This is a genomic window from Anaerostipes faecis, assembly GCF_910574135.1.
Classification (GTDB): Bacteria; Bacillota; Clostridia; order Lachnospirales; family Lachnospiraceae; genus Anaerostipes; species Anaerostipes hominis.
In genome coordinates this window covers 1-11,545 of sequence record NZ_CAJSYK010000043.1, presented here as the reverse complement: position 1 = coordinate 11,545, position 11,545 = coordinate 1, and the positions used below count along the sequence as shown (strand labels likewise).

General features: G+C 40.6%; 14 protein-coding genes. 2 read left to right on the top strand and 12 right to left on the bottom strand.

Features of this window, described 5'->3' with window-relative positions; translation table 11 throughout:
* Positions 1-145 precede the first annotated feature (145 nt).
* The 4 genes from QGT46_RS16445 to QGT46_RS16430 all read right to left on the bottom strand — a co-directional run bounded on the left by QGT46_RS16445 (position 146) and on the right by QGT46_RS16430 (position 3,279).
* Positions 146-349, bottom strand: coding sequence for a hypothetical protein (locus tag QGT46_RS16445; protein ID WP_301591629.1), 204 nt, complete (start codon positions 347-349; stop codon positions 146-148).
* A gap of 375 nt (positions 350-724) precedes the next feature.
* A complete protein-coding gene (locus tag QGT46_RS16440; protein WP_148460382.1) occupies positions 725-2,602 on the bottom strand; it encodes a heavy metal translocating P-type ATPase in 1,878 nt (625 codons plus the stop codon).
* Positions 2,603-2,676: 74 nt separating this feature from the next.
* Positions 2,677-2,895 carry a heavy-metal-associated domain-containing protein gene (locus tag QGT46_RS16435; protein ID WP_006567070.1) on the bottom strand — a complete coding sequence of 73 codons (219 nt, stop codon included), beginning with the start codon at positions 2,893-2,895 and terminating at the stop codon, positions 2,677-2,679.
* 24 nt (positions 2,896-2,919) lie between these two features.
* On the bottom strand, positions 2,920-3,279 hold the full coding sequence (locus tag QGT46_RS16430) for an ArsR/SmtB family transcription factor (protein ID WP_024727653.1): 360 nt from the start codon (positions 3,277-3,279) through the stop codon (positions 2,920-2,922).
* Positions 3,280-3,558: 279 nt separating this feature from the next.
* Here QGT46_RS16430 and QGT46_RS16425 point away from each other — a divergent pair, with 279 nt between their 5' ends.
* Positions 3,559-3,777 (top strand): DUF6465 family protein, encoded by a 219-nt coding sequence (locus QGT46_RS16425; protein WP_024727654.1) that lies wholly within the window; start codon positions 3,559-3,561, stop codon positions 3,775-3,777.
* Between the two features lie 341 nt (positions 3,778-4,118).
* Here the strand turns inward: QGT46_RS16425 and QGT46_RS16420 are convergent, their stop codons facing one another.
* The gene (locus QGT46_RS16420; protein ID WP_024727655.1) at positions 4,119-4,496 is read right to left on the bottom strand and encodes a BlaI/MecI/CopY family transcriptional regulator; all 378 of its coding nucleotides are present in this window, start codon (positions 4,494-4,496) and stop codon (positions 4,119-4,121) included.
* Between the two features lie 335 nt (positions 4,497-4,831).
* Between QGT46_RS16420 and QGT46_RS16415 the strand changes: the two genes are divergently transcribed.
* Complete coding sequence (locus QGT46_RS16415; RefSeq protein ID WP_051405214.1) at positions 4,832-5,176, top strand: YmaF family protein; 345 nt, start codon at positions 4,832-4,834, stop codon at positions 5,174-5,176.
* Between the two features lie 30 nt (positions 5,177-5,206).
* Here QGT46_RS16415 and QGT46_RS16410 read toward each other — a convergent pair whose 3' ends face one another.
* The 7 genes from QGT46_RS16410 to QGT46_RS16380 all read right to left on the bottom strand — a co-directional run.
* Positions 5,207-7,276, bottom strand: a complete 2,070-nt coding sequence (locus tag QGT46_RS16410; RefSeq protein WP_024727656.1) for a BglG family transcription antiterminator — start codon at positions 7,274-7,276, stop codon at positions 5,207-5,209.
* 83 nt (positions 7,277-7,359) lie between these two features.
* On the bottom strand, positions 7,360-7,806 hold the full coding sequence (locus QGT46_RS16405; RefSeq protein WP_270432510.1) for a PTS sugar transporter subunit IIA: 447 nt from the start codon (positions 7,804-7,806) through the stop codon (positions 7,360-7,362).
* A 28-nt stretch (positions 7,807-7,834) separates the two neighbouring features.
* The gene (locus tag QGT46_RS16400; protein WP_024727658.1) at positions 7,835-9,094 is read right to left on the bottom strand and encodes a PTS transporter subunit IIC; all 1,260 of its coding nucleotides are present in this window, start codon (positions 9,092-9,094) and stop codon (positions 7,835-7,837) included.
* Positions 9,095-9,129: 35 nt separating this feature from the next.
* Positions 9,130-9,432 (bottom strand): PTS sugar transporter subunit IIB, encoded by a 303-nt coding sequence (locus tag QGT46_RS16395; protein ID WP_024727659.1) that lies wholly within the window; start codon positions 9,430-9,432, stop codon positions 9,130-9,132.
* Between the two features lie 12 nt (positions 9,433-9,444).
* The gene (locus QGT46_RS17435; RefSeq protein WP_024727660.1) at positions 9,445-10,488 is read right to left on the bottom strand and encodes a zinc-binding dehydrogenase; all 1,044 of its coding nucleotides are present in this window, start codon (positions 10,486-10,488) and stop codon (positions 9,445-9,447) included.
* A gap of 2 nt (positions 10,489-10,490) precedes the next feature.
* A complete protein-coding gene (locus QGT46_RS16385; protein ID WP_024727661.1) occupies positions 10,491-11,162 on the bottom strand; it encodes a class II aldolase/adducin family protein in 672 nt (223 codons plus the stop codon).
* Positions 11,163-11,328: 166 nt separating this feature from the next.
* The coding region (locus tag QGT46_RS16380) for a hypothetical protein (RefSeq protein ID WP_301591624.1) at positions 11,329-11,545 on the bottom strand (217 nt) is incomplete at its 5' end.

Sequence of the window (11,545 nt, the reverse complement as noted above, 5' to 3'; positions counted from 1 at the left end):
GCGCCCTAAGCCCTCGGAGAGCTTAACGTTATCAATATCTACAGGTTTCAAGGTTCATCTGAGCCTATTTTTTATGCTCAGCTTTTTCATACATCACTTGACACTATCTCACTCATTTTTCTACAGAACGCAAAAAAAACACAGATCACCATATAATTAGTGTATCTGTGCTTTTGGTATGTCTATATAGGTTGTACGCAAAAAAGGCAGACTTTACCTGTCTGTCTGTCTGTCTGTCTGTCTGTCTGTCTGTCTGTCTGTCTGTCTGTCTGTCTGTCTGTCTGTCTGTCTGTCTGTCTGTCTGTCTGTCTGTCTGTCTGTCTGTCATAGTATACCAGTTTCTAAGCATGTCTGTCAACCCCTTTTTATACAAAATTAAAAAGTATTTTTCTTTTCCTAATACAAGTTAATTTTACACTATTTTTAAGCACCTGTCTATAATATTTCAGCATTCATCAAACATAGCAATAGAAGTCGTTATACAATGTTCTTTCATTTGTTGTACTATTGTCGTAAATCCTTCAATATTTCCTCTTGCTCATTCATTTAAATGCAGTATTTATAAGGCTTTTCTTTGTTCCCGTAGTGTTTTTCAGTTCAAAGAAGTCACGGAGTCTCTTTCCTGAGAGGTAAAAAAGGAAAATGCAGCAAAGCAGAATGATTTTTCTGTTTTGCTGCATTATACCATATTCGGCTGAATCAGGCCTTTTCTCTCAATTTTCTTTTATTCTTGGTCACCGCTTTTCAGCGCACGCATAGAGTTGAGGATTGCAATCACCGATACTCCCACATCCGCAAAGACTGCTTCCCACATATTTGCCATTCCGGCTGCGCCGAGAGCCAATACAAGAGCCTTTACACCTAAGGCAAACACAATATTCTGTTTCACTATCCGCAGTGTTTTTCTTGAAATATGAACGATGGAGGCAATCTTTCTGACATCGTCGTCCATCAATACCACATCGGCAGCTTCTATGGCCGCATCAGATCCCATGCTTCCCATGGCAATCCCAATATCTGCTCTTGTAAGCACCGGTGCATCATTAATACCGTCTCCGGCAAAAGCAAGCTTTTCTTTCTCTCTCTGATTTTTCAGAAGCTTTTCCACCTGGGATACTTTATCGCCCGGCAGGAGTTCTGCGTATACTTCATCAATTCCTAATTGTGCGGCAACAGATTCAGCGGCCTCTTTCCTGTCTCCGGTGAGCATAACACATTTTTTAACGCCTACCTGCTTCATGCTTTTGATTGCCTCTTTTGCCCCGTCTTTTACCGTATCAGAAATGACGATAGCGCCTGCAAACACACCCTCAGAGGCCACGTAGACGACAGTCCCGGTACTGTTGCAGGAAACATAGTCAATGTGCTGCTGTCTCATTAACTTGCCGTTTCCGATCAGAACTTCTTTCCCATCGATCAGGACACGGATTCCGTATCCTGCGATTTCTTCAGCCTCGGACACACGGTTCATATCCGCTGTTTTTCCGTATGCTTCTTTAATAGAACCGGCAATCGGGTGATTCGAATACCCTTCACCCAATGCCGCAAGCTCAAGAAGTTCCTCTTCTCTGCGTCCCTGCGGCAGGATCTCAGTCACTTTAAATTCACCTTTTGTCAGAGTTCCAGTCTTGTCAAATACTATGGTCGTCATCTCAGATACAGCTTCCAGATAATTGCTTCCCTTCACCAGTACACCGATCCTTGAGGCAGCACCAATCCCTCCGAAAAATCCCATAGGCACTGAAATTACCAGCGCACATGGACAGGAGATTACAAGGAAAATGCAGGCTCTCTGAACCCATTCACCCCAGCCTCCTCCTAAGATCAGCGGAGGGAATACCGCAAGAATCACGGCACCGATTGTTATCACAGGAGTATAATATTTTGCAAATTTAGTAATGAAATTCTCTACATTTGCCTTCTTGCTGCCTGCATTTTCCACCAGTTCCAGAATCTTTGCAACAGTAGAGTCTTCAAATTCTTTCGTCACTTCTACTTTCAGCGTACCGCTTCCGTTGACGCATCCGCTGATCACTTCATCACCTGCAGCTGCCTTTCTCGGAACGGACTCGCCGGTCAGTGCGGCTGTATCGACCAAGGATTCCCCCTCGATTACCACGCCGTCCAAAGGAATTCTTTCCCCCGGTTTTACAACAATGAAACTTCCTATTTCAACTTCATCAGGATCAACCTGTGTAAGCGCTCCATCAACCTCGATATTCGCATATTCGGGGCAGATATCCATCATCTCTGAGATAGACTGGCGGGATTTTCCCACCGCATAACTCTGGAACAGTTCCCCTACCTGATAAAACAGCATAACGGCCACAGCTTCGGAATACTCTTTCACTCCAAAGGCTCCGAACGTAGCGATCATCATGAGGAAATTTTCATCAAATATCTGTCCATTTCTGATATTTCTGGCTGCTTTGTAAATAATGTCATAGCCGATCACCAGATACGGGATCAGATAAATCACAAACAAAGTCCATGAACCTTCCAAACTTTGGAGGTTGCCCGTATGTTCCGCGATCATCAGCCCTGCAAGCAGGAAAAATGCTGCGATGATCCGGATCAGCATCTTTTTATGTTTTTTTGTCATAAACATAGTCTCCTTATATTGAAAAACAAAACCCGGAGTGCGGGATCGGCTCCGTTCCATCCGGGTTTTATCAACTAGATGAGTATCCTGCAGTCAGGCTCAACCTTGGCACAGGTACTGACAACCTTCTGCATGATTTCATCAAACTTTTCATCTTCTGCGCTGATGGTCATTTTCTGAGTCATAAAACTTACACTGGCGTCATTTACTCCCGGTATTTTTTTAATTGCCTCTTCCATCTTTGCCGCACAGTGTGCACAGTCTAAATCCTGTAACTTAAATTTTTTCTTCATGATATCCTCCCATTTTAATTATGATTATTCTTCAATATGATCTCTTCCCTGAGCGATGATCGTTCTTACGTGACCGTCTGCCAGTGAATAAAAAACTGATTTTCCTTCTCTTCTCGATTTTACCAGCCTTGCCTGCTTCAGTATCTTCAGCTGATGTGAAATTGCAGACTGAGTCATATCAAGAGCCTCCGCCAGGTCACACACACATACTTCCGCTTCAAACAGAACAAACAAAATCCTGATCCTTGTAAAATCTCCAAACACCTTAAAAAGGTCTGCCAGATCCTGCAGTTCACTTTCCTCGGGCATCTTTTCATTTACTGCTTTCAGAAGGTCATCATGGACCTGATAGGTATCACAGCAGTCTATATCATGTACTGTCAACTTCTCACCCTCCTTTTATTATTATATTCATTCATATGAACAATCATTCATATGTTATGTGTTTATCATATATCTCTTTTACCAGAATGTCAATCATAAATTATAAAATATATTTATATTTTGCCTGTCTTATCATCTCTTCCATATAACTTATAATAAGGGCTTTTCTCAATTACCTTCTTATTCGGCACCAAAAGATGGAATTTTCACCTGATCCTTTGAATATTTATGAAACAAGGTTTATAATAAAAAAATTAAAGCATGAAAGGAGGATAAAATATGAAAATCTATACAGAGGTACAGTTTCAGAGTCACAATGTGCTCGTCGCAGATGTGGAAAAGACAGTGAAGGAGGACATTAAATCAAAAGGTGTGAAATTAAATTCCCTGTCATCATTGGAAATCTATTATCAGCCGGAAAATTTGTCTGTATTTTATGTGGCCAAAGCAAAAGACGGCACTTCTATCTCTAATGACGAACCGCTGAGCATTGAATAACTCAGATATTATAGCTACATAATCATGTTTTAAACCGGGACTGCTGTGCGGAAAAAGTACAGCAGTTCTTTTTGTCAGAACAAAGTGGGCAAGCCTACTTCAGCTCCCCGGCCCCTCAATCTTTGAGGGACTTGACAACTTTGCGTGCCAGATGCGATTTGCCAAAGGCAAATGATTTCCTTACGCATCTATGTACAACCCGCGGAGCGTTTTTATTTCATAGGGAAGGTCGTAGAACTTTGCTATGAAAAAAAGAGCCAGTCTTTGAAATATCTGGCTCATAGTCTAAATCATCATATGACAATACTGATTGATGTACAGAAAGAATCTTCCTGCATTTTTTATTCTTCCGGCTCATTAAATACTTTTCGAAGATACTCTTCTTTCTCCTTGGGCAGTTTACCTCCATTTAGAGTTTTTATCAGTGCTACTTTAGAACCCCCGTACCAAAAATCAATCATTTTCTGTACCTGTTCTCTTTTGTATTTTTTTTCATCGACCAAAGGTTTGAGATAAGAAAATCTTCCTCTTCTCTCAATTTTAACGAATCCTTTTCCTTCGATGCTTGTTAAAAACGTACGGACCGTTGATCTTTTTGCATCCCAGTCAAACATTTCTTTCAGTTTATCCTGAAGATCCTGGATGGAAATCTCCTGATTCTCGGCCCACACACATTTCATAATCAGTTTTTCCCGGTTTGTCAAATCTCTGTCTATCATCGGCGCCTCTCCTTATTATTCATTTAATCAATTAACTTTATTTTGTAAATTATATCATATTATTTCCTGGTTTTCAAGTTTTAAATGCAGATACTTCAAAAAAAAATGCCAAAAAAAGAGAAAACACAGTTTTTTTCTGCGTTTTTTCTTTTTTTGGCATTTGACCAGTTTTTTGCTTATTCCTCAAAAGTTCTGATTGTCCATGTGATTTCACCTCGGTAATTATTATTTTAGAAGGAATTTTCTTTTTTTATTTCTAGTATATTCATTCCCTTTTTGTCGATTGTGCATATTATATGATTGTAACTATAATCAATAACTGAAAGGAAGTAATTATGAGCCAAAATATAAATAGCAAACCTTGTACCCCAAAACAGCATAACCATGAAGTGTTAGGCAGCACCAAAATTGCAGGATGCTGTGATTACGCGCATAATCACAGATTTGCTACGGTATCAAGCAATGCCATTCCATGCGATGGAAGCCATGTTCATGAAATCAAATTTACCACAGATTCCTGTGATGGACATCATCACGAATTCTGCGGAACATCCGGTCCGGCCATTGATGTAGGCTGCGGCCGCCATGTGCATTTTGTTGCAGGATGCACCTCTACTGACGCAGGGCACAAACATGAATTTGTCGTTGCCACTCTGATAGAAGACCCTGTTTGTGAATAACTTTTTCCCCGGCGTAACAGCCGGGGAATCTTAAGATCTTTTTCTCTTTTCATCAAAAATTAATGTATCATATATTTCTTGTGCTGTATTGCAGTTTAAAATCATTTTCAGCCGATTTTGTTCCTTTCCCACAGCCACGATTTCTTTTATCAGATCCAGATACTCCTTCTCGCCTGTACATGCAAAACAAAAGATAAGATTCACCTTAGCTTTATCCTTTTGAAATGATATTCCGTCCTTACAGACCAGCAGACTTAATCCATCCTTTATAACACCGGAATCTTTTCCTGCATGAGCCAATGCAACCCCCCGGCTTACCACAATATAGTCTCCGTACTCTTCTACCTTTTGTATTGCTTCTTCCGCATACCTTTGTTCTATATACCCAAATTGCTCAAGCGGTTCAGCCGAACGTTTGATTGCCTCCTTCCAATGACAGGAAGCCGTTTTGATGGCAATGAAGTCTTTTTTCAAAAGTTCTGCCATAGCATTTTCTTTTTTTAGAGGTTTTTTCATCTCCATAAGGATTGCTTCAATCTTATCGTAAGTTTCCGCTGATAATTTATCATCATCCATTAAATCCTGAAGATCCCCCAGTAATTTTTTCTTTTTCTTTTCTATTGGCAGATTAATTTGTTTCTGGCTTTGAAACACTTCCTTTTGGATCAGATTCAAATCCCTCATAGTCAAAAAAGGATTGACTGTAATTACCTTATACTCGTCTGCTTCAATATGTACCGTCGATAAGATAAAATCAATCTTCCTCTCCATCTGTTCCAACTCACCGATGACTTCACCTGCCGCAAGCACTCCTACAATTTCAAAATCAAAATAGTTCTTGATTTGTGCTTCCAGATATTTTCCGGTAGCCATACTTCCCGGACATACGATCACAATGGAAAGTTTCGGGATATAATATCTCCGGTTTCGGATGACAGCAACGCAAATATGAATAACGATTGATTTTTTCATGTTGCTGCTCAGCTTATAAGATAAAAAGGATTCTAAAATATAAGAATATTTCTCTACTAATGTCTCCAGCAGTTCATAGTTCATAGGCAGGTCATAATTTTTAGGAATTTCAACTTCATAGTTTCCCCAATCCTTCATGCTTTTAATATGCATCAAAAGTGAATCAATCAGCTTGTCATCATTGGTCAATTCTAAACGCAGCTCCTGATCAATTTTTGATACAAAGAACATGATGACCTTATAAAGCTCAACTTCGTCTACTGTCTTTACAAACGAGTATAAATTATTTTTCTCAATATAGTCTCTGAAGCAGTCGATCATTTTTTCTGTAACCGGAACGTCTAACATATATCCTGCATAGAGCATCATATGATCAATATTTGTTAATTTCATCCTTTCTGTAACCACTTTGTCTGCTTCGTCATGATCCCGTTCCCGAAAGTTAAAGGCTGTAAATAAATATAAGACAATATCATAAAAGATGTCTTCAATAAAAACCAGATTGTTTATTTTCATATAATCCTGCATATAGGAAAATAATTCAGAGAACGTATATTTAATTTTCATTTTCTTAAGCATCATTCTCTGAAAAAATCCATCATTTTTAATGTTGACCGCAATTTTTTTGTATAGTGAGACAAGCAGCTCCAAAGATGCCTCATAGCTGCATGATAATTTAATTCCTTTTCCACTGTCCAGGATGAGTTCTGCATCGCTGTTTCTTAAAATCTGTTTCATTGCGTCAACATCGCTCATAATTGTTATACGGCTTACAAAAAGTTCCTCTGCAAACCGGTGCATCGTTGTATAATGGGGATTTGCGATTAATTCAAGCATAATATAAATCTGCCGCTCTTCCGGTGACAGCTTATACATGTACATATCCATCTGATATAAATGCTCTTCAATTTTCTCTCTGTCGAACAGTCCTCCGATCTTCAGGTTTCCGTCCTCTGTTATGAAAATTTCTCCCATTGAGATTGTCTTAAGAAAATCATTGATCTCATTGATATCATTCTTCAATGTTCTCCTGGAGATATCATACCGGGACATAAACTGCTTTGCCGATACATCGTCTTCTTTGGACTTCAAAATTCCCTGCATAATCTCAGTGCTTCGTCGTTTCATCACATATCACTTTCCTAATTTAAAAGAAAAGAAAGAGACATTATAGATCATGTCTTTCTATAATGTCATTTTCCTTTTTAAGTTTATCCTAATTTTGTCTCCAGAAATTTCGTAATATCTTCCAGCTTCATGGTGCTGCATTTTTCCAGGCTGCCTTCATCCAGTACAAACTGCATTAATTTCTGGAGAAACTCTAAATGATCATCTGCTCCTTTGATTGCCAGATTAAACACTAATCTCGTATCAATATACTCTTCGCTGTCATCCATCCGGTAAAACCGGACCGGTTTGTCTAATCTCAAAAAGCAGATACAGTTTTCCTTAATCCCCTCCGCCTTACTGTGCGGGATAGCCACCGGTATGCCGGCCGGCAGACCTGTCGGATACTCTTTCTCTCTTTCAATGCAGGAATCTGTAAATGATCTGCTGACACTTCCATTCTCCATCATACATTTTCCACAAAGCCATATCGCTTCTTCCCAGTCTTTTGCACTTCCTTCTGTCGCCAAGTATATATTTTTTGAACTCACTGCGGTCACTCCTTTGTTTTTTCCGTCTCTACATTCCAAATAATTTACTGATAAAGCAGATGATCACAGTACCCAGGTTATAGCCAAATGAACCGTCTGCTACAAGCCCCTGTATCTTCAGTCCTGTCACAGAGAGCATCTTTGTGCACTCCGGCACAAACATATTGACAAAGAATGTGATCAAAAACATAGATGTAATTGAACATATCAGACTTCTGAGCAGATTTCCTTTGCTGGCCAGCACACACATAACTGTGGTGTAGCATACGATTCCCAGTAAGCCAATAGGGAAGTACACCATGTTCGGAATAATAAATGCAAATAAAATTGTAATCGGAATACAGATAGCGGTACATGTAATGCACGCCGGATCACCCAGCCCTAAAGCCACATCCATGCCGATAAATAATTCTGCATCTTCACCCATATGCTTTTTCATATATGCACTCGCCGCATTTCCGATCGGTGTAAGTCCCTCCATCATAATTGATACCATTCTTGGGATCAAGATCAGAACGCTCGCAATCCCCATACCGATTCCAAAGACTGTTGTCGGCGCCTGCCTTGTAAGCAGTCCCAAAAAGATGCCTACGATCAATCCTACAAAAGCAGGATCACCGAAGAACCCTAATTTTTCTTCCAGCTTCTTCATATCAATATCAATATCTTTGATCCCGGGTATATGGTCGACCAGCTTATTAACAGCCCATGACAGCGGATACATAAATGTAGTAAAGGACAGCGTCGAACAGGTAGTTCCGTCAAGTCCAAAAAAATCCTGCCAATGATGTGCGATTGCCTGGCCTGCATATAGTGCAGCTATGGAAAGGCCCACCGTGATGGCAAGTCCCAGGAGTGCATTTCCCCATAATGCGTATGCCAATGCTCCGGGGATCAGGAAATGAATATAATTCCATATATCTACATTCAGCACTTTGGTCAGTCCGGCTCTAAGCAGAATAAAGTTTGCGATTACAATGAGCGGCACTGCGATCGGTGCAAACGGCACTGTCCACGACGCACCTCCCACCGCTGCAAATCCAATATCCGCAGCAGTAAAACCACTTCCCATTTTTTGATAATATTCCGTGATTGGCTGAATTGTTGTCGTCAGCAGCCCTACTGTTAAACTTAATCCCTGAAACCCGATTCCCACCATTAATCCGGCTTTTAACGATGCCCCAAATTTCATTCGGAACACAAGTCCTAAAATACAGATCATGATCGGCAGCAATGCCACAGCGCCCATATTTAACAGAGCCTGCACCGCTTTTAATAAAATGTCCATACCTTCTTCCTCCTATCTCTTCTAAAATATGATCATCAGTTTTCATTCTGCAGTCTGTGACATGTATCTATGATTTCGTCTCTGATCTTATCCTCATTGATCCCTGAGATCAGCCCAAACACTTTGATAAGCGGTTTATCTAATTTCTGCCGGTAGTTTGTTGTCACCATGACAATATCTACATCTGCCTGTTTAGCCGGAATTTCTGTCATCGTACTTTTAATGATCTTTGCGGGAATCCCTGCATCCCTGCAGATTTTCTTTACAGCTTCCTGTGCTACGGTGGAAGTTGCCACTCCGCTTCCGCATGCTACTAATATTTTTAATTCTTTTGCCATAACATTCGTCTCCTATTCTTCTTCGTTTGGAAGCAATACAACTTTGATCGCTTCTCCTGTTTTTGTTAACTCAATACCTTTTTGTATCTCACTTAAAGGCAGTACATGCGTTATAAATTTTTCCGTAGGAAATGCATCAGAGATTGCCAGCTCATAGGATTTCTGTACCTGCATGCTGTTAGCTCCGTAATGTCCGTAAATCCACAGACTGTTATAGTGGATATAGTTTGAATCGATCTCTGTCACCGCACCTTTGGCCACTCCGCCGAAAAATACGATGATCCCTCCTTTTTTTGCCATAAAAACTGCCTGAGACTGGGCAGCTGTTGACGGATTTGCTGAAATCACTTTTTCCGCTCCTCTGCCGCCGGTCAATCTTTTCACAGCTTCAACTGGATCTTCTTTTGTACTGTTTACTGTATAGTCTACACCGAACTGTTTTGCCGTTTCTAAACGTTTATCATTAATCTCCACCATGATTACCTTTCCGGCCCCGCGGATCTTTGCTAATTGTGAATGAAAACAGCCGATTGGACCGGCCCCAATGATCACCACCGTGTCTCCAAGTGTGACATTTATATTCTCCTGGCATGCATAGACAGATGATAATGGTTCTCCCAGCGATGCGCTCTTATAGTCAACACCGTCCGGGATTGGATATACGGCATCCGCATTAAGCTGCTCCGGCGGCACCGGCAGATAATCTGCAAATCCTCCCTGACGGTTCGCGTAATCTCCTGCATTTTCACAATTTTCGCTGTGGCCGCTCCTGCACGCTTCACATTTCAGACAATGTTCCACAGGATAAACATAGAGACGGTCTCCCACTGCATATGTATCAGCCTCCGGCGAAACTTCTGCAACTTCACCGACAACCTCGTGTCCATAAATGTGAGGATAATCTCCTTTTCTTGAATCTGTTGTTAAATTTCTAATATCTGAACCACACAGCCCAATAGCTTTTACCTTTAATAAAAGCCCGCCTGCCGGACACTCCGGCCTTTGAACCTCCTCTACTCTGATATCATTTGGTCCGTACATCACTGCTGCTTTCATCCTTACATCTCCCTTCTGTTTTTTAATCTGTTTCTTCTGCTCCCGGGATGATGTTCAAATAGGGATTCTAATTTATCATCCGGAATATCTGTGATGGTTCCGACTTCGCCTGCAATTTTCGCAATTTTTAATACTTCTTCTGCAGCCTCAATTATTTTTACAGCGTCTTCCAGCGTATTGCCTACCGCTACACATCCATGATTTCCCAACAGGACCAGATCATGTTCTTTCATTGCCTCGTCAATCCCGTCTGCAATATGTACAGTGCCCGCCTCTCCATACGGCAGACAGGGAATTTCTTCAAACACCAGAGAAAATGTGGTGGAACACTTTAACCTGATGGTTTTGTTGCAGTACGCATATGCTGTTAAGTAAGGAGCATGGATATGTGCAACTGCGCTGCAGTCAGGTCTGGCTTTTAATGCGGCCTCATGGAGCAGATATTCACTGGAGCGGCTGACGCTTCCTCCGATCTGTTCTCCGTCCTTTACAACTGCCACCATATCTTCATCAAGGAAGGCTTTTCTTGTCCCTGAAGGTGTAATATATAATTCTCCGGTTTCACGGTCCAGAATTGAAATATTTCCTTCAAGTGTATTGACCAGCCCTTTGGAATCTAATAATTTTGCATATAAAACTATCTCTTTTTTTATACTGTTCACCTTGTTCACCATTTTAATCTCCTTATGAAATGGATCTCTTTTTACGTTTACGGTAACTGTTGTCCTGCAGGTATGAATTTAGTATATCGTTCACACTTTACCCCAGCAAGACAAAAGCCTTACCTCACGGATGACAGTATTTTTTACTATCTGGTAAAAAACAGGGCCGTGGTTTTGTTCAAAATCTAACCAGCTTTGCAAGTCTGTGTGTATCCTGGCGGAGCGTTTTTATTTCATAGGGAAGGTCGTAGAACATTCCTATGAAGATTAGGGTGTCAAAAGACACATTAATAAATATCTGATTTTGTTTGTACCTTGAAAATTTAACACGAATTGGTTTGAGAATATTAAATTTAGAACAATCAACAGAAGGTGAGCTTGATGTTTTGAGTATT

Excerpts from the sequence above, each read along its gene's own strand:
- QGT46_RS16445 (WP_301591629.1), bottom strand. The coding sequence starts at position 349 with ATGCTTAGAAACTGGTATACTATGACAGACAGACAGACAGACAGACAG.
- QGT46_RS16440 (WP_148460382.1), bottom strand. The coding sequence starts at position 2,602 with ATGACAAAAAAACATAAAAAGATGCTGATCCGGATCATCGCAGCATTT.
- QGT46_RS16435 (WP_006567070.1), bottom strand. The coding sequence starts at position 2,895 with ATGAAGAAAAAATTTAAGTTACAGGATTTAGACTGTGCACACTGTGCG.
- QGT46_RS16425 (WP_024727654.1), top strand. The coding sequence starts at position 3,559 with ATGAAAATCTATACAGAGGTACAGTTTCAGAGTCACAATGTGCTCGTC.
- QGT46_RS16420 (WP_024727655.1), bottom strand. The coding sequence starts at position 4,496 with ATGATAGACAGAGATTTGACAAACCGGGAAAAACTGATTATGAAATGT.
- QGT46_RS16415 (WP_051405214.1), top strand. The coding sequence starts at position 4,832 with ATGAGCCAAAATATAAATAGCAAACCTTGTACCCCAAAACAGCATAAC.
- QGT46_RS16410 (WP_024727656.1), bottom strand. The coding sequence starts at position 7,276 with ATGAAACGACGAAGCACTGAGATTATGCAGGGAATTTTGAAGTCCAAA.
- QGT46_RS16400 (WP_024727658.1), bottom strand. The coding sequence starts at position 9,094 with ATGGACATTTTATTAAAAGCGGTGCAGGCTCTGTTAAATATGGGCGCT.
- QGT46_RS16395 (WP_024727659.1), bottom strand. The coding sequence starts at position 9,432 with ATGGCAAAAGAATTAAAAATATTAGTAGCATGCGGAAGCGGAGTGGCA.
- QGT46_RS17435 (WP_024727660.1), bottom strand. The coding sequence starts at position 10,488 with ATGAAAGCAGCAGTGATGTACGGACCAAATGATATCAGAGTAGAGGAG.
- QGT46_RS16385 (WP_024727661.1), bottom strand. The coding sequence starts at position 11,162 with ATGGTGAACAAGGTGAACAGTATAAAAAAAGAGATAGTTTTATATGCA.